The 22,652-nt window shown below is 69.1% G+C and carries 14 protein-coding genes; 6 read left to right on the forward strand and 8 right to left on the reverse strand.

Translation table 11 applies throughout. From position 1 onward, the window contains the following. Positions 1-99 precede the first annotated feature (99 nt). Entirely contained in the window at positions 100-1,035 is a 936-nt protein-coding gene (locus B116_RS0111680) for a DUF2332 domain-containing protein (protein ID WP_027660197.1), read from the forward strand. Positions 1,036-1,134: 99 nt separating this feature from the next. Continuing rightward, a complete protein-coding gene (locus B116_RS0111685; protein WP_033665691.1) occupies positions 1,135-1,374 on the forward strand; it encodes a DUF5522 domain-containing protein in 240 nt (79 codons plus the stop codon). Between the two features lie 43 nt (positions 1,375-1,417). Here B116_RS0111685 and B116_RS0111690 read toward each other — a convergent pair whose 3' ends face one another. Further along, complete coding sequence (locus B116_RS0111690; RefSeq protein WP_018724093.1) at positions 1,418-2,116, reverse strand: metal-dependent transcriptional regulator; 699 nt, start codon at positions 2,114-2,116, stop codon at positions 1,418-1,420. 343 nt (positions 2,117-2,459) lie between these two features. Here B116_RS0111690 and bla point away from each other — a divergent pair, with 343 nt between their 5' ends. After that, complete coding sequence (gene bla / locus B116_RS0111700) at positions 2,460-3,386, forward strand: class A beta-lactamase (protein WP_397540720.1); 927 nt, start codon at positions 2,460-2,462, stop codon at positions 3,384-3,386. Here bla and B116_RS0111705 read toward each other — a convergent pair. Together B116_RS0111705 and B116_RS0111710 are read right to left on the reverse strand one after the other, a co-directional pair. Beyond that, positions 3,383-4,303 carry a serine hydrolase gene (locus tag B116_RS0111705; protein WP_027660199.1) on the reverse strand — a complete coding sequence of 307 codons (921 nt, stop codon included), beginning with the start codon at positions 4,301-4,303 and terminating at the stop codon, positions 3,383-3,385. The two genes, bla and B116_RS0111705, sit on opposite strands and share 4 nt — an antisense overlap. Further along, positions 4,300-5,232: a LysR family transcriptional regulator gene (locus B116_RS0111710; protein ID WP_027660200.1), complete on the reverse strand. Its 933-nt coding sequence runs from the start codon at positions 5,230-5,232 to the stop codon at positions 4,300-4,302. Before B116_RS0111710 ends, B116_RS0111705 begins: the two co-directional genes overlap by 4 nt. 40 nt (positions 5,233-5,272) lie before the next feature. Here B116_RS0111710 and B116_RS0111715 point away from each other — a divergent pair, with 40 nt between their 5' ends. From B116_RS0111715 to B116_RS0111725, 3 genes are all read left to right on the forward strand, one after another. Continuing rightward, the gene (locus B116_RS0111715) at positions 5,273-6,139 is read left to right on the forward strand and encodes a sulfurtransferase (RefSeq protein ID WP_027660201.1); all 867 of its coding nucleotides are present in this window, start codon (positions 5,273-5,275) and stop codon (positions 6,137-6,139) included. 147 nt (positions 6,140-6,286) lie between these two features. Further along, entirely contained in the window at positions 6,287-7,468 is a 1,182-nt protein-coding gene (locus B116_RS0111720; protein WP_027660202.1) for an acetoin utilization protein AcuC, read from the forward strand. Positions 7,469-7,546: 78 nt separating this feature from the next. Continuing rightward, positions 7,547-10,168, forward strand: coding sequence for a bifunctional acetate--CoA ligase family protein/GNAT family N-acetyltransferase (locus B116_RS0111725; protein ID WP_027660203.1), 2,622 nt, complete (start codon positions 7,547-7,549; stop codon positions 10,166-10,168). Positions 10,169-10,223: 55 nt separating this feature from the next. Here the strand turns inward: B116_RS0111725 and sigB are convergent, their stop codons facing one another. The 5 genes from sigB to B116_RS0111750 all read right to left on the reverse strand — a co-directional run. Beyond that, positions 10,224-11,222 (reverse strand): RNA polymerase sigma factor SigB, encoded by a 999-nt coding sequence (gene sigB / locus B116_RS0111730; protein ID WP_033665690.1) that lies wholly within the window; start codon positions 11,220-11,222, stop codon positions 10,224-10,226. A 135-nt stretch (positions 11,223-11,357) separates the two neighbouring features. After that, positions 11,358-12,338 carry a TrmB family transcriptional regulator gene (locus B116_RS0111735; RefSeq protein ID WP_027660204.1) on the reverse strand — a complete coding sequence of 327 codons (981 nt, stop codon included), beginning with the start codon at positions 12,336-12,338 and terminating at the stop codon, positions 11,358-11,360. Between the two features lie 137 nt (positions 12,339-12,475). Beyond that, on the reverse strand, positions 12,476-16,201 hold the full coding sequence (locus tag B116_RS0111740; protein ID WP_027660205.1) for a S8 family peptidase: 3,726 nt from the start codon (positions 16,199-16,201) through the stop codon (positions 12,476-12,478). Between the two features lie 199 nt (positions 16,202-16,400). Next, positions 16,401-20,099 carry a S8 family peptidase gene (locus B116_RS0111745; protein ID WP_027660206.1) on the reverse strand — a complete coding sequence of 1,233 codons (3,699 nt, stop codon included), beginning with the start codon at positions 20,097-20,099 and terminating at the stop codon, positions 16,401-16,403. A 219-nt stretch (positions 20,100-20,318) separates the two neighbouring features. Next, positions 20,319-22,652 (reverse strand): PA domain-containing protein (locus tag B116_RS0111750; protein ID WP_027660207.1); only part of this gene is annotated, 2,334 nt, incomplete at its 5' end.

Consider the following 22,652-nt stretch of genomic DNA (forward strand, 5'->3'; position numbering starts at 1 on the left):
ATGTGCCACGTGTGACCTCGGGTGAAGGGTGCCCGGGGTCACACGTGTGGCGGCCGGTGCGGGGCATCGGACTCTCCTCCGTGGTGCGATCCTGAGGGCGTGACGGCAGCCGATACCTATCGCACCTTCGCCACCCGGGAAGCGTGTGGCGTGTCGCCGGCGTACGAGCGCTTGGCGCTGGCGGTCTCCGGTGACGCTGAACTGCTCGCGTTGATCGAGTCGCTTCCGCCGGCCAAGCGGCAACCGAATCTGCTCTTCGGGGTGGTTCGGCTGCTCGGTGGCCCGGTCGAGGACCCGACGGCCTTTCACGCCTATGTCCTGGCGAACTGGCCGGCGATCGAGGCGGAGATCCGGCGCAGGGCGACCCAGACGAATGAGGCCGGGCGGTGCGCCGTCCTGCTGCCGTTGCTCGCCGCGCTACCCCAACCGCTCGCACTGTTGGAGGTCGGTGCGTCGGCGGGGCTCTGTCTCTACCCCGACCGGTACGCGTACCGCTACGACCGCCAGCCGCTGGGCGACGGCCGCCCCGTCCTCGACTGCTCGCTCACCGGCACCCTGCCCCCGAGCCGGCTCCCCACCGTGGTGTGGCGGGCCGGGCTGGACCTCAATCCGCTGGACGTGACCGACGCGGACGATCTCGCCTGGCTGGACGCTCTCATCTGGCCGGAGCACGCCCACCGGCGGGCACGGCTGCGGGCGGCGGCGAATCTGGTCGCGGCCGATCCGCCGCTACTTGTCCGCGGTGACCTGGTGGACGACCTGCCGGCGGTGGCCGCGCTGGCCCCACCCGAGGCGACCCTGGTGGTCTTCCACACGGCGGTGCTGTACCAGGTGCCGGAGCACCGACGCCGCGCCTTCGTCGATCTGGTTCGTGGGCTGCCCGGCACCTGGATCGCCGCGGAGTCTCCACGTTCACTGCCCTACGACGGACTGCCCGAGCCACCCGGTGCCGGCTTCAGCCATGTGCTCGCGCTCGACGGGAAGCCACTGGCCTGGGTTCAGGCGCATGGGCAGGCCGCAGCCTGGTTCGGCTGAGCTCACCGGCCCGCGGTGGCAGCGGCTGGTTGAGCTGGTCACCGGCCGGCGGTGGGTGCCGCCGCGGGGTCCCGACCGCCGGGTCCTACACTGCCCGGCGTGGGTGGGAAGCGACAACCGTTGGCGAACCGGCCGTTGACCGAGCCGCACCCGTCTCGGTTGCCGCCCGAGGACCCGCAACGTGAGCGGATCTGCGCCGCCCACGCCGCTGCCCTGGCGGCCGGAGAGGCCGGTTACCCCGACCCGGCCACCGGTCTGTTCGTGCTCACCGCCGGCTTTCTCGCCCGCCGTGGTACCTGCTGCGGTCGCGGCTGCCGCCACTGTCCGTACCTCGACTGAACCCTCAGCCGGGTCGGTGCGGCGCGCGGCTGCCGAAGTCGCGTCAGCCGGCGGCGACGAAGACGCGGGAGGCCACCTCGCGGGGGAGGCGGACGCGATCGCCGTAGCGGTCGATCGACACGCCGTCCCGCTCCTGGGCGACGGTCACCGTGGCACCTGGGTCAACCCCGGCGGCGTGCAGCTGGCGCAACACGTCCGAGTTGCTTTGGAGGCTCTCGCAGATTCGCCGGACCACGACCGTGCCGGAGAGGCCGGGGAACGCCAGGTTGCGCTCTCCCTCGGCGGGCTCCGCGGCGGAGGGGTCCGCCGACCCCAACGCCTCCAGCCCGGGGATCGGGTTGCCGTACGGCGACCGGGTCGGGCGGTTCAGTAGGTCGTAGACCCGCTGCTCGACGGCGTCGCTCATAACGTGCTCCCACCGGCAGGCCTCCTCGTGGGCCTCCTCGTAGGGCATGCCGATGACGTTGACCAGCAGGAGCTCCGCTAGCCGGTGTTTGCGCATCACGGAGACCGCCGCATCGCGGCCGGCTTCGGTGAGCGTGAGGTGGCGGTCGCCCTCAACGGTGAGCAGGCCGTCCCGCTCCATCCGGGCGACGGTCTGGCTGACCGTGGGACCGCTCTGGCGTAGCCGCTCGGCGATGCGGGCACGCAGCGGCGGCACACCCTCCTCCTCGAGCTCGAGGATGGTCCGTAGGTACATCTCGGTCGTGTCGACCAGTGAGTGCGCGATGATCTCAATCACCCGTTAACGAGAAACAAATCGGACGACAAGTGTCTCACGCACGACCCCCACTCATCCACGTGACCCGCTGCCGCAGGTTGTGGTTGACCATGGCGGTCGCCGACTCCAGCTGGGGTTTCGCGGTCACTAGGCCCTCGGATTCGGTGTGAGACACGTCGATGTTACCTGCGCCGATGGCGCCGGTCGCTGAGGCTGGACCCGTCGGCGCGAACTGGCGACAGAGAGTCACGTATGCCAGATCGGCATGAAGTTCACTCCTTCCGTCTTCGACGGCATTCCCAACCCCCTGCCAAGGTCGAGTCCCGGCACTCTCCATGGTCGGGCCAACGACAAGTAGGGAGTCATGATGACGATGTCGACACGGCGGGTGGTCGCCGCAGTTGCCGGGGCGACGGCACTCATTCCGCTGTCCGCCTGCGCCACCGCGGACACGACCGGGGAGCGGGAGCGCGGCAGTGTGACGACCGTCGGTACCTCAGCCGCTGCGGACCTGAACCACGAGTTCCGGCAGCTGGAGGAGAGCTTCGACGCTCGGCTGGGGATCTACGCGGTCGACACCGGCACCGGTCGGACGGTCCGCTACCAGGCCAACGAGCGGTTCGCCTACGGCTCGACCTTCAAGGCGCTGGCCGCCGCCGAGGTCCTTGACGCGACCACCGACGCCGAGCTGGAACAGGTGGTGCGGTACTCGGCGGACGACCTGGTGGACTACTCGCCGATCACGGAGCAGCACGTCGCCGAGGGCATGACGTTGCGGGCCGTCGCCGACGCCGCCGTTCGCTACAGCGATAACACCGCCGGCAACCTGCTGCTCAAGCACCTTGGGGGGCCGGAGCGGTTCGAGCAGGAACTGAAGGGAATTGGCGACAACGTCACCGACGCGGCTCGATACGAAACCGAACTCAACGAGGCAATCCCGGGCGACCCACGAGACACCAGCACCGCCCGAGCCCTGACCGAGGACCTGCGAGAGTACGCCGTTGACGACGCGCTCGAACCCACCGACCGCGACCTCCTCAACGCCTGGTTGCGGGGCAACACCACCGGTGGCGAGCTGATCCGCGCCGGCGTCCCCGACGGATGGGTGGTTGGGGACAAGACCGGGGCAGCCGGGTACGGCACCCGCAACGACATCGCGGTGATCTGGCCGCCGGATCGCGCGCCGATCGTCCTCGCCGTGCTGTCCAGCCGGGACGAACCGGACGCCAGCTTCGACAACGCCCTCATCGCCCAGGCCACCGAGGTGGTCATCGCTCAGCTGGGAACCTAACCCCACCAGGGCGGGGCGCCCGTACGCAGATAGCCGTGCAGCACCCGCGCGACATGCGCCATGGTCGCCTCGCTGCCCGGCTGTGCGACGGCGGGTACGCGGGAGGCGGTCAACGCGGCGACCGCGTACGACTGCCCGTCGGCGTGCTCCACCACCCCCACCTCGTGTCGCAGATGCAGCAGGGTGCCGGTCTTTGAGGACCAGCGGGTGGCGTCGGAGGTGAAGTCGGGTGCGAGTCGATGCCGGAGCAGGTTGTCGGCCATCAGCTCGCGTACTCGGGCGGCGGTGGCCTCGCCGATCGCCGTGGGCCGCCAGACGGCCTGCAACAGGTCCACGAAGGCCCGGGCCGACCCGGCGTTGGCGCGGGTGACGTCGAGTTGGGCGACCGGGTGGCCGCTCCCGGCGGTCGCGGCGCCGATGGCGAGCGCCTGAGCCAGGTGCGCCTCATCGGGCCGGAGCCGTTCCCTCGGCGTGTCGGTGAGGTCACTGATCCGGTGTCGTACGGCGATGCCCTCGATGCGGAGTCGCCGCAGCTCGGCGGCGACCGCAGCCGGTGGGGTCAGGTCGAAGAGGGCGTCGGCGGCGACCCCGTCGCTGATGGCGATGCTCAGGTAGAGCAGGTCGTCCAGGGCGATCCGGGCTGGGTGGCGAAACCGGCTCAGCCCGGTGGTGCCCGGTGTGGTGATCAGGCCGGGTGTGATGTCGATCGGCGTCGCCGGGTCGAGCTCTCCGCGCGCCACCCGTTCCAGGACAGCTACGGCCAGCGGCACCTTCACCAGCGACGCCGCCGGAAAGGGGACGTCGGTGTCGAGGCCGATCTCGTCTCCGGTGTCGAGGTTGCGGACGAGGAAGGCTCCATGCAGCCCCGCCTCCGCAAGGAGTTCGCGCGCGTTGCGCAGCACGGCGGAGACACTCACCTCGGCTCCCCGGTCGGTGGTTGGTCCGGCAGCCGGCCCCCGGCGGGTTCCCGGGGGTCGGCCGGGGCGCCCAGGCAGCGGGCGATCTCCAAGTGCAGGGTAGAACGCAGCTTGTCGAGGTCCTTGTGCGCACCGGCGGCGACGTCGTAGCCGCGCTGGAGCCGGGGATCAGCCAGGGTGCACCAGTGCAGCCCGAAGTCCTCGGCCTGCTGAGGGGAGCAGAGCAGCAGGTCAGGGGAGCTGAGGGCCTGGGCGGCGGCATCCACCAGGGACGGCGTGACCGCAACCTGGGTCGGTGCCAGACCGACGGACTGGCCGGTGCGGGTCAGCGGATCCCGCAGGTGCGCGACGTCGTCCTCCGGTTGAATGAGGATCCGCCGTCGCGCCGCCGTGTCGGTTCGGCCGGCGCGCAGGGTCTCCAGGAACACCATCCGGGCGGGGAAGGCGGTCCGGGAGGCCAACCCGAGCGGAATCCGCCAGACCGCCGCCTCGGCCGGAACCGCGACGATCCCGGCGCTGACCTCCAGGGTCCGACAGAGCTGTTCGCGCACCGGCGGGTCGGCCGGCCGTACCTCCAGCTGGATCCGTTGCCGCCGCCCGGCGGCCACCAGGGCGGCCAGGCGGTTGGGTGGGCAACTGTCGGGTACGGCGAGGCGCAGCGGGCGTAACTGAGCCCGCTCGGCGTCCTCGGTCATCGCGTCGGCGAGGTCGACCAGGCGGCGCGCCGTGCGCAGCATGTCCTGGCCGAACGGCGTCAACCGGACCGCCCGGGAGGACCGGTCGAAGAGCGGGGCGCCGAAGTGTTTCTCCAGGACGGCGATGCGCCGGCTGGCCACCGACTGTGGGATTCCCGCCGCTGCGGCGCCGGAGGTGAAGCTGCCGTGGCCGCTGACGGCCACGAAGGCCCGGCAGGCGGCCACCACATCCACCCGCCGATTCTACGCAACCGGATGGTGTTGACTGGGCGTCATGCCCAGTACCGAAAGCCTGTTGGTCGAGGCCGACCAGCTCGATGCCGAGATGCACGGTGCCGACCCGCCGACCCTGCTCGACGTCCGTTGGCGCCTGACCGGCCCGCCCGGGCGCGACGACTACGCTTCCGGGCACCTGCCCGGTGCGGTCTTCGTCGACCTGGACACCGAACTGTGTGGCCCACCCGGCGCTGCCGGCCGGCATCCGTTGCCTGACCCCGCCGCGCTCCAGGCCGCGCTGCGGGCCGCCGGCGTCCGGGCCGGGCACCCGGTCGTGGTCTACGACGGTGGGGACGGCATGTCCGCCGCCCGCGCCTGGTGGACGCTGCGCTGGGCCGGCCACCGGCCGGTACGCCTGCTGCACGGCGGCCACCCCGCCTGGGTGGCGGCGGGGCTGCCCACCTCCACCGAGGTGCCCACCCCACGCGCTGGTGACGTTGAGGTGCGCCCTGGTGCCCTGCCGGTGCTGGTCGCGGCCGAGGCGGCCCGGCTGGCCGCGGCCGAGGCGGGGACGCTGGTCGACGTCCGCGCCGCACCGCGCTACCGGGGGGAGACCGAGCCGGTCGATCCGGTTGCCGGGCACGTGCCGGGTGCGGTCAACCTGCCGGCACCGGAGTACGTCACTGAGGGCCGCTTCCCGGCGGCCGACGTGCTGCGGGAGCGGTTCGCCGCCGCCGGAGTGGCCGCCGTCGAGCCGGTCGGGGTCTACTGTGGCTCCGGCGTGACCGCCGCCCAGGCCGTTCTCGCCCTACACCTGGCCGGTCGCCCGGATGTCGCCCTCTACGTCGGGTCCTGGAGCAATTGGGTGGCCGACCCGTCCCGCCCGGTCGCGACCGGGCAGGAACCCGGGGCCACCCCGGCCTGACCCCCGGCCCCACGTCACCGGGGGCGGTGACCCGCGCCACGGGGTGCCACTCATGTTTCCGGGAACGACTGCCCACGCCGCGCCGACACCGGCGGCGTGGGCAGCGCGTGCGACAGGCCCGCGGAGTCCTCGTGCGACGATAGGCCCATGTCGGACGACACAGTGGTGGTGTGGGGCGAGGCACTGCTCTCCTACAACCTCGGCGACCACCCCCTCGACCCGGTACGGGTCGAGCTGACCGTCGCGCTCGCCCGAGAGCTGGGTGTGCTCGGGCGTCCGGGGGTGCGGCTGGTCGAGCCGAAGCCCGCCGACGACGAGCTGTTGACCCGGGTGCACGACCCGGCTTACCTGGAAGCCGTGCGGGCCGCCCCGCAGGATCCGCTCTGCACCGGGTTCGGGCTGGGTACCCCGGACAATCCGGTCTTTCCGCAGATGCATGAGTCCAGCGCATTGGTCGCCGGGGCCACCGTCGCGGCAGCCGAGGCGGTCTGGCGGGGCACGGCACGTCGGGCGGTCAACGTGGCGGGCGGGCTGCACCACGCGATGCCTGACCGGGCCGCCGGCTTCTGCGTCTACAACGATCCCGCCGTGGGCATCGCCCACCTGCTCGACCTGGGCGCGCGTCGGGTCGCCTATGTCGATGTGGACGTTCACCACGGCGACGGGGTGCAACAGGTCTTCTGGGATGATCCGCGGGTGCTCACGGTGAGCCTGCACGAGACTCCACTCGCGCTCTTTCCGGGCACCGGGTTCCCCGACGAGACCGGTGGTCCGCAGGCCCAGGGAACCGCGGTCAACGTGCCGCTTCCACCAGGGGTCGAGGACGCCGGCTGGCAGCGGGCGTTCCACGCGATCGTGCCGTCGGTGCTGCGCGCGTTTGCGCCGGAGATCCTGGTCACCCAGTGCGGCGCGGACGCGCACCGGCTCGACCCGCTAGCTGACCTGCGCCTGTCGGTGGACGGGCAGCGTGCCACCTACATCACTTTGCGGGCGCTCGCCGACGAGCTCTGCGAGGGTCGTTGGGTCGCCACCGGCGGCGGCGGATACGCGCTGGTCGAGGTCGTGCCCCGGGCCTGGACCCACCTGCTCGCGGTGGCCACTGGTGAACCGCTCGCGCCGGCGACGCTCTGTCCGCCCGCCTGGCGCGAGCTCGCCCAGGTCCGCCGTCGGGGACAGGAGGTGCCGTTGCGGATGACCGACGAGGTCAACCCGTCGTACGAGCCGTGGCAGCCCTCCGGGGAGCCGAATTCGGTGGACCGGGCCATCGTGGCCGCCCGCAAGGCGGTGTTTCCGCTGCTCGGGCTCGACCCATACGACCCGCGCGACTAGGGCCCGTGTTGAGTCACCCGCCGGTCGCGCTGACCTTCGACGACACGGCCCGAACGCGGCGGGAGGAAGGACGCTCGCGTGACCACAGGTGAACAGCCAGTGGACGTGCTGCTCAGCGACGGCACCACGGTCCAGTTGCGGCCGATCCGGCCAACGGACGCGCCGGGCATCGTCGCCATGCACTCGCGCTTCTCCGAGCGCACCCGCTACCTGCGCTACTTCTCGCCGTACCCAAGGATTCCGGAGCGCGACCTGCGGCGGTTCGTCAACGTTGACCACCACGACCGGGAAGCCTTCGTCGTGCTGGCCAGCGACCAGATCGTCGCGGTCGGCCGGTACGAGCGGCTGGGCCCAGCCGCCACCGAAGCCGAGGTCGCCTTCGTGGTCGAGGACGCATACCAGGGCCGGGGAATCGGATCGGTGCTGCTGGAACACCTCGCCGACGCGGCCCGGCGGGTCGGCATCCCGACCTTCGTGGCGGAGGTGCTGCCGGCCAACAACGCGATGCTCCGGGTCTTCGCCGACTTCGGCTATCAGGTGCGGCGTCAGTTCGCCGACGGTGTCGTGCACCTGAGCTTCCCGATCGCGCCGACCGAGGCGACCCTTGAGGTGCAGCGGGGCCGCGAGCATCGCACCGAGGCCCGGTCGGTCGCCCGACTGCTCGCGCCGCGGGGGATCGCCTACTACGGGGCCAGCGCCACCGGGCAGGGGGTCGGCGCGGCGGTCCTCGGGCACCTGCGCGACTACGGGTTCACCGGTGCGGTGGTGCCGGTGCATCCGAGCGCGCGAATGGTGGCCGGGCTGCCCGCGTACCCGTCAGCCGTCGCGGCGGGCCGGCCGATCGACCTGGCGGTGGTGGCGGTGCCGCCGGCGGCGATGGAGACGGTCGTCGCCGATGCGGCCGCCGCCGGAGCGCACGGTCTGGTCGTAATCAGCGCGGGTTTCGCCGAGGCCGGTGCGGACGGCGCGGTCGCCCAGCGTCGGCTGGTTCGGGCGGCGCACGCGGCGGGCATGCGGATCATCGGCCCGAACTGCTTGGGGATGGCGAACACCAGCACCGAGGTACGCCTGAACGCCACGCTGGCGCCGCGGTTGCCGGTCCCCGGTCGGGTGGGGCTGTTCAGCCAGTCCGGTGCGTTCGGGGTGGCGCTGCTGGCCGAGGTGGAGCGGCGGGGACTTGGGCTGTCCAGCTTCGTGTCGGCCGGGAACCGGGCCGACGTCTCCGGTAACGACCTGTTGCAGTACTGGCAGGACGACCCGAACACCGATGTGATCCTGCTGTACCTGGAGACCTTCGGCAATCCCCGCAAGTTCGCCCGACTGGCCCGGGGCATCGGGCGGGATAAGCCGATCGTCGCGCTGGCGCCGTCGGCCCACGCATCCGGTCCCGGCACGTCAGCGGGTTCCGGCACGGTCGTGACCGGTTTGGGTGCAGCGGGTCCCGGTGCGGTCGGCCCCGAGGCGACAGGCCCGGATGAGGCCGCGATCAGCGCCCTCTTCGCCCAGTCCGGGGTGATCCGGGTGGACACCGTCGCCGAATTGCTCGATGTCGGCGTGCTGCTGGCCAACCAGCCGCTGCCCGCCGGCGACCGGGTGGGGATCGTCGGGAACTCCTCGGCGTTGACCGGGTTGGCCGCCTCCGCCGCCACCGCGGCGGGGCTCACCGTAGCCGACGGCTACCCCCGCGATGTCGGACCGAACGCCGGGGCGGCCGACTTCGCCACCGCTCTCGGCGCCGCCGTGGCCGACGACGGGGTGGACGCGCTGGTAGCCGTCTTCGCCCCGCCGCTGCCGGGCCAGCTACCCGACACCGAGACTGACTTCACCTCGGCGCTGCCCGCGGTGCTCGCCGGCGGCAAGCCCACCGTGGCGACGTTCCTGGCCGGACGCGCCCCCTCCGGGGTGCCCGCGTACCCGAGCGTGGAGGAGGCGGTGCGCGCCCTGGGGCAGGTGACCGCGTACGCCGGATGGCTGCGTCGCCCCACCGGCACGTATCCGGAGCTGTCGGAGGTGGATCGGAACGCGGCCCAGGTGGCGCTGCGGCCGGAGGCGTTCGACCCGGCCGGGCTGCTCGCCGCGTACGGGATCAACGTGGTCGAGTCGGTGCTGGTGACGTCGGAGCAGGAGGCCGTCGCGGCGGCGCGAAAGCTGGGATACCCGGTGGCGATAAAGGCCGCCGACCCCGGTCTTCGGCACCGGCTGGACCTGGGCGCGGTCCGCCTCGACCTGGCCGACAAGGCACGGGTACGACGCGCGTACGCCAAGATGGCGGCGGAGTTCGGCGCGGATGTCCTGGTCCAGCCGATGGTCGCGCCCGGAGTGGCCTGCGTGGTGGAGCTGGTGGAGGACCCGGCCTTCGGGCCGGTGGTGGGCTTCGGCGTGGGGGGTGTCGCCACCGAGCTGCTGGGCGACCGGGCCTGGCGGGCGGTGCCGTTGACCGACCGCGACGCCGCGGAGTTGGTTGACGAGCCCCGCGCGGCCCCACTGCTGCGCGGTCATCGTGGGGCGGCGCCGGTGGACCGCAACGCCCTGGCCGAGTTGCTGCTGCGGGTCGGGCGGCTCGCCGACGAACAGCCCCGGGCCCGCACTCTGACGCTGAACCCGGTGCTGGCCCGGCCGGACGGCTTGTCGGTGCTGCACGCCACCGTACGGCTCGGCTCCGCTACCGTCCGCCCCGACACCGGCCCCCGCCGCCTATGACGCGGGTCCGTGCGGTGTGGCCTGGAGCGGACGGTTCCGTAGCTGGTCGCGCGGGTCAGCAGGCGTACGCCTCCAGACGCTGTGCCCGCTCCGGGGCGCGCAGCTTGTGCAGGGTCCCCTTCTCGATCTGGCGGATCCGCTCCCGGGAGAGGCCGAATTCCCGACCGACCTCGTCCAGGGTGCGCTGCCGTCCGTCGTCCAGCCCGAACCGGAGACGGATCACCGCCTGCTCCCGCTGGGAGAGGGTGGCGAGAACACCCCGCATCTCTTGGCGCAACTCGCCACAGCTGGCGGTCTCATCGATCCTGGCGGTCGAGTCCACCGCGGCGACGAAGTCGCCGAGCGGGCTCTCGCCGTCTTCGCCGACCGTTTGGTCCAGGCTCACCGGCTCCCGGTCGTAGGAGATCAGCTCGATCACCTGGATTTCCGGGATGTCCAGTGTGCGCGCCACCTCCGCGACCGTGGGCTCGCGGCCCAGCGTGACCGACAGCTCGCGCCGGGTCCGTACCATGCGGTTGACCTGCTCGACCATGTGTACCGGGATGCGGATGGTGCGGGCCTGGTCGGCCATGGCGCGGGTGATGGCCTGGCGGATCCACCAGGTGGCGTAGGTGGAGAACTTGTAGCCCTTGGTGTAGTCGAACTTCTCGACCGCGCGGATCAGGCCGAGGTTGCCCTCCTGGATCAGGTCGAGGAAGGCCATCCCGCGGCCGGTGTAGCGCTTGGCGATGCTGACGACCAGGCGGAGGTTCGCCTCCAGCAGGTGGTCCTTGGCGGCGCGCCCCTCGGCGGCGACGAGCTCCAGGTCGGCACGGAGCGCGACGGAGACTGGTGTGCAGGTGGCCAACTTGGTCGTGGCGAAGAGCCCGGCCTCGATCCGGCGGGACAGTTCGACCTCCTGGGCGGCGGTCAGCAGCTTCGTCCGGCCGATGCCCTGGAGGTAGGCCCGGACCAGATCGGTGGAGACACCGCGCTCGTCAGTGGCGTCCAGATCGGTGAGGGTGTCGGCGCCGCCCGTGGGGCGCATCCCGTGATCCATCATCTGTAGAGCCATCTTTCGTCTCTCCCCGTATCCACGTCTGTGCCGTGAACCGGCGCGGTTCCGCCGGTTGACAGTCAGCTTGGTGCGCCGGGCGTGAAACGGGAGTGAGGCGCGATCCGCAGCGGGACCGGATGCGGGTGCTCCGGGTCACACCCAGCCTTCTCGAGCGGCGTACCAACCGAGCTGCATCCGGGACGCCGCCCCGGCGAGATCCATCAGGTGGCGCAGACGCCGTTGCAGGGTACGCAGCGACAGGCCGAGCTGGCTGGCCACGACCGCGTCGGTGAGCCCGGCCAGGAGCAGGGTCAGGATCTGGCGGTCCATTTCCGTCGGGCTGTCGGCATGGCCGTCGGGGTCTTCGCTCAACGTGCCGGCCGCCGACAGGGTCAGCGGGTGGGCCTCCCGCCACACGGCTTCGAAGAGCGCGTCCATCGCGGCCAGTAGTCCGGTGCGGTGTAGCAGCACCGCACCGGGCTCGCCCTCGGATGTGTCCGTTAACGGGACCAGTGCCAGCGCGGCATCAGCGATGATCAGCTTGATCGGCAGCGACTCCGTCACCCGTAGCTGAACACCATCGCGGAGGGACTCCAGGGTCTCCGCGACCACGCCGGGCGCTGCCAGCGCCGGCCGGTCGATCACCACCCGGAACCGTACGCCCTGTCGCACCGCCACCGACTCCACCGTGTTGGCGCCGGGTGGCACGGCGACGAAGGGAGGGGTGACGAAGCTGCGGACCTCACGCCGGGCGGCGTGCTGCACCTGGGCGAACCGGTGGCGGAGGGCGTCAACACCGGTGATCACCTCGATCAGCTCGCCGAGGGAGCGTTCCGTGCTGGCCCCGCGGTACTCCTCGGCGAGGGTGACCAGGGCCAGCTCCGCGGCGCGCAGCGCGGACTGCTGCTCGCCGATCAGTGCCCCGAGCGCGACCGCCGGCGGCGCCACCGAGAACGCATCCTCCGCCGTCTGCTTCGTCAGGCCGCGGTCGGTGAGGCGGGACAGCGCCGCAGCCGCGTCCGCCACGGGTATCCGCAGGACATCGGCGAGCTCGACCGGTCCGGCCTGACCCTGCCGGACCAGTAGGCGGTAGATCGTCTCGTCGTTGTGGCTGAATCCCAACACGCCCAGCATGAGTGGCTGCCTCCCTCGGCCCGCTGCGGCATGGCGGGCATGAGCCACCCGGATGCACCTGGAACGGTCGTCCGCGCTGGCCAGGGGCCCCGGCGGGGTCCCCGGACGATACCGGTCCGGGGGCCCCACCGGCCACTTCATCGCAGGCCGTAGGCGCGGATGAGTTCTTGGCGGATGGCGAAGCCGGCGTCGGTTTCGGCGGCGGCGCGGATGGAGATGAAGCCGTCGGGTTGCTTCGGCAGCTTCAGCTGTCCGGTGTGGCGGTCGCCGTCACCTTGGTTGAGGGTGACGGGTTGCCAGGTGGTGCCGTCGTCGTAGGAGACCTCAAGCTCCACCGAGGTGATGGTGCCGGCACCGGTAGTGCCGGGTCGTGCTCCGGCGGTGATACTGACTTCTTGCTGAGTGCCGGCTTTGACGTCACCTCGTAGGTCGGTTTCCAACTCGTAGTCGAGTTGGAGCAGCGGGATGGGGATGGGCTCGTGTAGCGGAGCGTCATTGGTGCTGGAGATGAAGTCCCACTCGGTGTGGGTGCGGGTGGAGAGCCGCCACTCATCTGCCGGGCGCGACGCGTCCAGCACCAGCCGGTAGGGCAACGTGCCGCTCGGCACCTTCCGAAAGCCCAGGGAGGCGGCCCTGGTGTTCTCGAACAGGAGGGTGTCGCCCTGGTAGAGCTTCAGCTGGGTCGGCACCGCGCGGTACGGGTAGTACCCGCCGTGCTCAAGTACGGTGCCCGACGGGCTCCACGGCTGCACCTCGAAGAAGACGATGTCGCCGGCTCGATTGTTCTGTGCGCTGCCGTCGGTCCGGCCGAAGGCTGGCCGGACAGCGGGTGCGAACCAGTCCAGGCTGGTGGTCGACCCCTTGTCGTACGAGTTGATGTGGGAAGCGTCAGTCCAGAAGCGTTGCTGATGGGTCTCGCGCCAGTCGATTCCTGGGGTGACCCACTCGGTACGGGTGCCGGGGTGCCACTCCGGCTCGAGGTAACCGAAAGAGACGGCGAAGGTCAGGTCATTGCGGTAGCCGTAACCTTCGGTGTCCTGAACGGCGTGGTAGCGGGCATCGATGCGGGCCAGGTCGCTGTGCCTCGGGTGGTAGGTGAGCGGCTGTTCCGGTACCTGCTCCCGCCAGACCTGGGTCAGGTCGTAGATGGTGTCGGGGTACTGCTCCTGGCTGACCTTCAGTTTCGGCAGGCCGTGTTCAGCGAATTTGATCAGGGCGTTTCCGATGTCGCGGTGGATGCTGGCGACGGGAATGGGTGCCTTAACAGGAATGGGCGATTCGCCGACCCATTCATAGAGGATTCCGGGGTTGTCGTTGACGATCAGGAGCATTTCGGCTCCGGCGGCTACCGCGGCGGCAGTCTGGTCGGCGGGGTTGACCTCGTCGTTGCGGGTGACGACGGCGATTTTGCCGTCGGCGTCGAGGTTGGTGTAGTCCTCGGGGGTGCCGTTGCCGGCATAGATGGGGCGTAGCCACTGGGTGCCGGTGGTGATGGTGCTGCCGGGTTGGACGGCTGCGTCGATGGGGAGTAGGCCGAGGGCGCGCAGGCTCAAGACCGGCTCGCCCTTACGCCACCGGGCCGTCATAGCGAAAGAGGTTTCGCTGCTCTTCTCGGTCGGCAGTACGTACAGGTCGTCGTACGCTTCCGGGATTTTGTTTATGTAGTGGAAGGGGCGGCCTTCGGGGTATTCGACGACGTACTCGAGTTTGCGCTGTCGGTCTTCGGTGCGTTGGGGTGTGGTGGTGTCGAGGAGTCGGGCCTGGCTGGCGTCCAGCGTTACCTCGGTTGGTTTGTCGAGCACGGTTTCCGGGGCGACCAGCAGGGCGAGGCCGAGGGAGTCAGCCCGTTCACCTGCAACGTTCAACTCGCCGTACACGGTGTAGGTCCCGGGCCTGCGGCGTAGCGTCCGCTCACCGTCAACGTCAAAGAACACGGGCGACGAATCGGCGGATGTGATCGCGAGGCGTGCGCTGGCGGGTTCGCCGTTACGGTCGCGGAGTTTGATGGTGAGGTCGTAGTGTTCGTCTTCTTTGATGAGGCCGAGGCTGGTGCGGGTGACGGTTTCGCCGGTGGTGGGGTCGGTGCCGACGAGGTAGCCGGTGTGTTCGCCGATGTCGGCTGCCGTTGGGTCACCGGTGACCGGGACGTCGACCTGACCCTCGGCGGGCACGGTGACCGTGTGGGTGTCGACGGTGAATGCGTCGTTGCCGGTGGTGGTGAGGTTGAGGGTGATTGGGGTGGGGCTGGTGTTGGTGAGGGTGATTGGTTTGGTGACGGGGGTGTCGGTGGGTTGGTGTGGCCAGTCGAAGTAGCCGAAGTAGGCGGAGCCGGTGGCTCGTACGGTGGTGTCGATTGCGGCGGCGATGTCGAGGCGGCCGGTGCCGACTTGGTATGCGCTGTAGGTGTCGGCTAGGCCCTCGGTGCTGCTCATGAGGGCGGTTTTGAGCTGCTGGCCGGTCCAGTTGGGGTGTTGTTGGGCGAGGATGGCGGCTGCTCCGGCCACGTGTGGGGTGGCCATGGAGGTGCCGTCCTTGCTTTGGTACATGCCGTCGCCGGGGCTGTGTTGGGATCGGGCGGCGTTGATGGCGACGCCGGGGGCGGTGAGGTCAGGCTTCAGCGCCCCGGTGCGGGCCAGTGGTCCGACGCTGGAGAAATTGGCGCGTTGGTCCTGCTTGTCGACGGCGCCGACGGTCAGCGCGCTGGCCGCGGTGCCGGGGGTGCCGATGGTTCCGTAGTTGTTGCCGGCGGCGATGACGAAGAGGGTGTCATGCTGCGCCGAGAGGTTGTCCACGGCGAGGGTCAACGGGTCGAGTCCGTCAGTGCGGGACGAGTCACCGAGGCTCATGTTGATGACGTCGGCGCCGGATTCGGCGGCCCACTGCATGCCGGCGATGATCCAGGAGTCCAGGCCGTACCCGTCGTTGTTGAGGACTTTGCCGATGAGTAGGTCGGCTCCGGGTGCGACGCCGGTGTTGTCGCTGTCGGAGGCGGCACCGGTGCCGGCAACGGTGGAGGCGACGTGGGTGCCATGCCCATCAACATCGGTGGTGTCTTCGTCGGGGACGAAGCTGACCGCGTCCTTGATTTGGTTGGTGAGGTCGGGGTGGGTGGGGTCGATGCCGGTGTCGAGGACGGCGACGGTGGTGCCGTCGCCGTCGTAGCCGGCCTCCCATGCTTCGGGGGCGCCGACCTGGGGGACACTCTCGGCGAGGGTGNCGGTTACCTGGCCGTCGAGCCAAAGTTTGGGAACGCTGCTTTCCGCGCGGGTCTGATCGGAGCCGGAATCGGCACTGATGGTGGTCCAGAGGGTGCGGGTGTCTTCCTTGTCGGTGGTGAGGGCGTGGCCGTTGATGGCGGGTAGGTCGTGGGTGAGGGTTGCCCCTTCCGGTGTAGCAGCGGTACGGGCTGCTGTTTCGGGGTAGGTGGCGATCAGCGGTATGTCGGTGGTGTGGTCGTCGTCGTAGCCCATTTCGATTAGGTCGGTGATGTTGAACAGCCGCTGGTCGAGTTGGTCGTCGGCGAGGAGTGGTTTGGCTTCGTCGGGGATGACGTAGAGGTCGTCGCCGTGTTGTTGGACGCTGAAACCGCCGGTGGCGTCGTCGGGCTGGTCGACCTCGGCCATGGTTTTGCCGCTGGTGAGGGTCCGGACGGTGACGACGTCGCCGGTGACCAGGGTGACGGTGTGTGCGCCGGTGATCGCGCCCGCGGGTGTGCCGGTTGAGGCTGAGGGGGGTGGACCGGCGGTCGCGGCGGTGGGATTGATCGCGGCGGCGGAGGCCGCGATCATCCCGGCGGCCACGATGGCGGCGATCAGCCGCTGGCGTGACCCGCCAGTGGCAAAGGGTCCTGGATTCGAAGACATGGGCTAGGTTCTACCTATTTTGGTCGGCTAGGTGAACCTTTGGCGACGGGCGGGTAGCCGCCACGGCGCTACTTCGCCACCGCGTGACGGTGACTTCCGCTACCCGGCGGGGTCCCCGGACCGTTCTCGGTTCGGGGACCCCGGTGGTTGGGTCAGTGTCCCCGGACCGTCGCTGGGTTCGGGGATCGCACCGGTCAGTTCAGCGCAGGCCGTAGGCGCGGATGATTTCCTGTCGGATGGCGAAGCCGGTGTCGGTTTCGGCGGCGGCGCGTACAGAGATGAAGCCGTCGGGTTGCTTCGGTAGCTTTAGCTTTCCGGTGTGGCGGTCGTTGTCGCCCGGTTTGAGGGTGACGGGTTTCCAGGTGGTGCCGTCGTCGTAGGAGACTTCGAGCTCCACGGTGGTGATGGTGCCGGTGCCGGAGCCGCCGGGCTGTGGTTTGGCGGTGATGCTGATTTCCTGCCGGGTGCCGGCCTCGACGTCGCCGCGCAGGTCGGTCTCCAACTCGTAGTCGAGCTGGAGCAGTGTGAGCGGTTCCGGGTCGAACGGGCCAGCGTCGTTGGTGCTGGAGATGAAGTCCCACTCGGTGTGGGTGCGAGTGGAGAGTCGCCAGTCGTCGGCCGGGCGCGACGCGTCCAACACCAGCCGGTACGGCAGGGTGCCGGACGGCACCTCCTTGTGTGGCAGGTAGGCGCCGACGGTGTTCTCGTGCAGCAGGGTGTCACCTTGGTAGAGCTTCATGTTGGTCGGCACCGAGCCGTAGTTGAAGTTGCCGGCGTGTTCGAGCTGGGTTCCCGAGGGGCTCCAGGTCTGTACGTTGAGGAGCATGCTGTCCTGGTACCGGCTATTGCCGACGCTGTAGCCACGGCCGAAAGCAGGCCGGACGGCGGGCGCGAACCAGTTCTGGCGGGTGGTCGTGCCCTTGGCGTACGTGTTGATGAACGTCCGGTCCTCCCAGTCGTCCTGGAAGCGGGTTTCGAACCAGTCGGTCTCTGGGCTGACCCATTCGGTGCGGGTGCTGGGGTATTGCTCGCGCTCGGGGAACCCGATCGCGGGGATGAAGGTCAGGTCGTAGCGGTAGCCCCCACCAGTGGTGTCCTTGATGGCGTGGAAGTGGTTGTCGATTCGCGCCAGGTCCTGATGGCTGGGGTGGTAGGTGAGTGGCTGGTCCGGCACCTGCTCTGACCAGGCCTGGTTCAGATCGTAGATGGTGTCGGCGTACTCCTTCTGACTGACCTTCAGTGGCGGCATGCCGTGTTCGGCGAATTTGATCAGGATGTTTCCGATGTCGCGGTGGACGCTGGCGACGGGGATGGGCGAGTCACCGACGTATTTGGAGTGGATTCCGGGGTTGTCGTTGACGACCAGGAGGAGTGCGGCTCCGGCGGCGACTGCTGCGGCGGCCCGGTCGGGTGCGCTGATAACGTCACTGCGGGTGACAACGGCGATCTTGCCGTCGGCGTCGAGGCCGGCGTAGTCCTCGGGGGTGCCGTTGCCGGCGTAGACGGGGCGTAGCCATTGGGTGCCGGTGGTGATGGTGCTGCCGGCTTGGGCCACGGCGTCGATGGGGAGCAACCCGAAGGCACGCAGGCTCAGGACCGGCTCACCCTTACGCCACCGGGCTCCCAGGGTGAACGAGCTCTCGGCGGGCTTTTCGGTCGGCTGGACGTACAGGTCGTCGTACCAAATCGGAATTCTGTAGGCGAACCGGAAGCTATCGGTGTCGGTGTAGTCGACGGCGTAGTTGAGAGTGCGCTGTCGGTTCTCGGTGCGTTGGGGGGTGGCGGTGTCGAGGAGTCGGGCCTGGCTGGCGTCCAGCGTTACCTCGGTCGGTTTGTCGAGCACAATCCCTGGGGCGACCAGCAGGGCGAGGCCGAGGGAGTCCGCCCGTTCACCCGCAACCTCAAAGTCACTGCTCAGGGTGTAGGTCCCGGGTGCAAGGCGCAAGGTCCGCTCACCGTCGACGGCGAGGTATCCGGCGAACCTTTCTCCGGCCTCGTTCAGCAGGACGGTCGCGCTGGTGGGTTCGCCGTCGCGGTCGCGGAGTTTGATGGTGAGGTCGTAGCGTTCGTCTTCTTTGACGAGGCCGAGGCTGGTGCGGGTGACGGTTTCGCCGGTGGTGGGGTTGGTGCCGACGAGGTAGCCGGTGTGTTCGCCGATGTCGGCTGCCGTTGGGTCGCCGGTTACCGGGACATCGATCTGGCCTTCGGCGGGGACGGTGATGGTGGAGTCGTTGAGGGTGAATGTGTCGTTGCCGGTGGTGGTGAGGTTGAGGGTGATCGGGGTGGGGCCGGTGTTGGTGAAGGTGATCGACTTTGTGACGGGGGTGTCGGTGGGTTGGTGTGGCCAGTCGAAGAAGCCGAAGTAGGCGGAGCCGGTGGCTCGTACGGTGGTGCTTACCGCTGCTGCCACGTCGAGGCGGCCGGTGCCGACCTGATAGGGGGTGTAGCTGTCGGTCAGAGCTTCGGTGCTGCTCATGAGGGCGTTCTTGAGTTGGGTTTTGGTCCAGTTGGGGTGTTGTTGGGCGAGGATGGCGGCGGCTCCGGCCACGTGTGGGGTGGCCATGGAGGTGCCGTTGAGGCTTTGGTACATGCCGTCGCCGGGGCTGTGTTGGGATCGGGCGGCGTTGATGGCGACGCCGGGGGCGGTGAGGTCAGGCTTGAGGGCTCCGGTGCGGGTCAGTGGTCCGACGCTGGAGAAATTGGCGGGTTGGTCCTGCTTGTCGACGGCGCCGACGGTCAGCGCGCTGGTTGCGGTGCCGGGGGTGCCGATGGGCCCGCCGTAGTTGTTGCCGGCGGCGATGACGAAGAGGGTGTCATGCTGCGCCGAGAGGTTGTCCACGGCGAGGGTCAACGGGTCGAGTCCGTCAGTGCGGGACGAGTCACCGAGGCTCATGTTGATGACGTCGGCGCCGGATTCGGCGGCCCACTGCATGCCGGCGATGATCCAGGAGTCCAGGCCGTACCCGTCGTTGTTGAGGACTTTGCCGATGANNAGGTCGGCTNCGGGTGCGACGCCGGTGTTGTCGCNGTCGGAGGCGGCACCGGTGCCGGCAACNGTGGAGGCGACGTGGGTGCCATGCCCATCAACATCGGTGGTGTCTTCNTCGGGGACGAAGCTGACCGCGTCCTTGATTTGGTTGGTGAGGTCGGGGTGGGTGGGGTCGATGCCGGTGTCGAGGACGGCGACGGTGGTGCCGTCGCCGTCGTAGCCGGCCTCCCANGCTTCGGGGGCGCCGACTTGGGGGACGCTGTCGGCGAGGGTGCCGGTTACCTGGCCGTCGAGCCAGAGCTTGGGAACGCTGCTTTCCGCGCGGGTTTGATCGGAGCTGGCGGTGAGGGTGTTCCAGAGGGTGCGGGTGTCTTCTTTGTCGGTGGTGAGGGCGTGGCCGTTGATGGCGGGTAGGTCGTGGGTGAGGGTTGCACCCTCTGGTGCGGTGGTGGTGGTGCGGGCTGCTGTTTCGGGGTAGGTGGCGATGAGGGGTAGTTCGGTGGTGTGGGCGTCGTCGTAGCCCATTTCGATTAGGTCGGTGATGTTGAACAGTCGCTGGTCGAGTTGGTCGTCGGCGAGGAGTGGTTTGGCTTCGTCGGGGATGACGTAGAGGTCGTCGCCGTGTTGTTGGACGCTGAAGCCGCCGGTGGCGTCGTCGGGCTGGTCAACTTCGGCGATGGTTTTGCCGTTGGTGAGGGTCCGGACGGTGACGACGTCGCCGGTGACCAGGGTGACGGTCTGTGTGCCGGTGATGGTGCCTGCGGGTGTGGTTGTGGGGGGTGGGCCGGCGGTCGCGGCGGTGGGATTGATCGCGGCGACGGAAGCAGCGATCATCCCGGCGGCCACGACGGTGGCGATCAACCGCCGCCGTGACCCGCCAACGGCGGGGGGTTCTATATGGGAAGGCATGGATCTAGTTCTACTGATGTTGCCCGATCAGGTGAACAGCTTTCTGCTGGCGGGTAGCCGTCACGGCGCTACTTCGCCACCGAGTGACGATGACTTCCGCTGCTGGGCGTCTCGAGCGGTCGGCGGGCTGAGGCCCAGCTTCGTTGTCTAGAGCATGGTCTGGTGTAGACCGGGCGGGGTCCCCGGAGTGTTGTTGGTTCGGGGACCCCGTTGGTTGGGTCAGCGCAGGCCGTAGGCGCGGGTGATTTCTTGTCGGATGGCGAAGCCGGTGTCGGTTTCGGCGGCGGCGCGGAGGGAGATGAAGCCGTCGGNTTGTTTCGGTAGCTTCAGGGTTCCGGTGTGGCGGTCGTTGTCGCCCGGTTTGAGGGTGACGGGTTTCCAGGTGGTGCCGTCGTCGTAGGAGACCTCAAGCTCCACCGAGGTGATGGTGCCGGAACCGGTGCCGCCCGGCTGTGGTCGGGCGGTGACGCTGATTTCCTGGCGGGTCCCAGCTTTGACATCGCCGCGTAGGTCGGTCTCCAGCTCGTAGTCGAGCTGCAGCAGCGTGATGGGGACGGAGTCGAACGGGCCAGCATCGTTGGTGCTGGAGATGAAGTCCCACTCGGTGTGGGTACGGGTCGACAGTCGCCAGTCGTCGGCCGAGCGCGATGCGTCCAACACCAGCCGGTACGGCAGTGTCCCGGCCGGCACCGCCTTGTTTGACAGAATGGCACCCGTGGTCTGCTCGTGCAGCAGGGTGTCGCCCTGGTAGAGCTTGATGTGTTCTTGGGAAAGAAGCCCCGTCGTCCCGCCATAGTCGAGCACGGTGCCCGAGGGGCTCCAGGGGTGCGGGTTGAGAGTCATGTAGTCCTGGTACCGACTGTTTTGGACCCGGGCCGACTGGTTGAAGGCCGGTCGGATGGCGGGTGCGAACCAGTTTACTGTGTTGGTCGTGCCTTTCGCGTAGGTGTGTTGGTCAGCCCTGACGTTCCAACCGGGCTGTTCGTGGTATTCGATCCAGGGGATGTCTGGGGTGACCCATTCGGTGCGAGTGCCGGGGTACGACTCTGGCTCGTTAACCGCGATCGGGAGGCCGATGGTTGTGTCGGCGCGGTAGCCGGAACCTTCGGTGTTGTGGACGGCGTGGTAGCGGGCGTCGATTCGGGCCAGGTCGTGGTGGTTGGGGTGGTAGGTGAGGGGCTGGTCTGGTACCTGTTCCCGCCAGACTTTGGTCAGGTCGTAGATGGTGTCGGGGTACTTGTTTTGGGTGACCTTCAGCGGTGGTATGCCGTATTCGGCGAGTTTGATCAGGGCGTTTCCGATGTCGCGGTGGATGCTGGCGACGGGGATNGGTGATTCGCCGACGTTTTCGTGGAGGATTCCGGGGTTGTCGTTGACGANNAGGAGCANTTNGGCTCCGGCGGCTGCCGCGGCNGNGGCNCGGTCGGCTGCGCTGATGTCGTCGTTGCGGGTGACGACGGCGATTTTGCCGTCGGCGTCGAGGTTGGTGTAGTCCTCGGGGGTGCCGTTGCCGGCGTGGATGGGGCGTAGCCATTGTTTGCCGGTGGTGATGGTGCTGCCGGGTTGGACGACGGCGTCGATGGGGAGTAGGCCGAGGGCGCGTAGGCTCAGGACTGGTGCGCCTTTGCGCCATTTAGCTGCCATGGCGAATGAGGTTTTGGTGGCCTTCTCGGTCGGTAGGACGTATAGGTCGTCGTATGCCGCTGGGACAGAATGGTTGTAGTAGATCGGGGCGGTACCGGTGCCATGGTCGATGGTGTACTGGAGATAGCGCTGTCGGTCTTCGGTGCGTTCGGGTGTGGTGGTGTCGAGGAGTCGGGCCTGGCTGGCGTCCAGGTTCACCTCGGTTGGTTTGTCGAGCACGACTTCCGGGGCGGCCAGTAGGGCGAGGCCGAGGGAGTCAGCTCGTTCACCCGGGATCTCCGCCTTCGTCTCCAGGGTGTAGGTCCCTGGCGGGAGGCGCAGCGTCCGTTCGCCGTTGACCGGGATGTACCGGGGGAACCAACTGTCGTCCGCCCGTAGCACGACAAACGCTTGGGTGGGGTCGCCGTTGCGGTCGCGGAGGTTGATGGTCAGGCCGTAGCGTTCGTCTTCCTTGAGGAGGCCGAGGGCGGTACGGGTGATGGTGTCGCCGGTGGTGGGGTCGGTGCCGACGAGGTGGCCGGAGTGTGAGCCGACGGTGATTCCACTCGGGTTGGCGGTTACGGGGACGTCCACCTGGCCGCCCGCGGGCACGGTCACGGTGGAGTCGTTGAGGGTGAATGCGTCGCTGCCGGTGGTGGCCAGGTCGAGGGTGACCGGGGTGGTGCCGCTGTTGGTGATGGTGACTGGTTTGGTGGCGGGGGTGTCGGTGGGCTGGTGTGGCCATTCGAAGTAGCCGATGAAGGCGGAGCCGGCGGCGCGTACGGTGCTGTTCACGGCCGCTNNCACNTCNAGTCGGCCGGTGCCGACCTGGAACGCGGTGTAGCTGTCGCTCAGCGTCTCGGCGCTGCTCATCAGGGTGTCTTTGATTTGTTGGCCGGTCCAGTCAGGGTGTTGCTGGGCGAGGATAGC

The organism is Salinispora fenicalii, from assembly GCF_000514815.1.
Lineage (GTDB): Bacteria > Actinomycetota > Actinomycetes > Mycobacteriales > Micromonosporaceae > Micromonospora > Micromonospora fenicalii.

What these genes read in the sequence shown, in the direction of transcription:
- bla (WP_397540720.1), top strand. Translation starts at nt 2,460, where the DNA reads ATGATGACGATGTCGACACGGCGGGTGGTCGCCGCAGTTGCCGGGGCG.
- B116_RS0111715 (WP_027660201.1), top strand. Translation starts at nt 5,273, where the DNA reads ATGCCCAGTACCGAAAGCCTGTTGGTCGAGGCCGACCAGCTCGATGCC.
- B116_RS0111720 (WP_027660202.1), top strand. Translation starts at nt 6,287, where the DNA reads ATGTCGGACGACACAGTGGTGGTGTGGGGCGAGGCACTGCTCTCCTAC.
- sigB (WP_033665690.1), bottom strand. Translation starts at nt 11,222, where the DNA reads ATGGCTCTACAGATGATGGATCACGGGATGCGCCCCACGGGCGGCGCC.
- B116_RS0111735 (WP_027660204.1), bottom strand. Translation starts at nt 12,338, where the DNA reads ATGCTGGGCGTGTTGGGATTCAGCCACAACGACGAGACGATCTACCGC.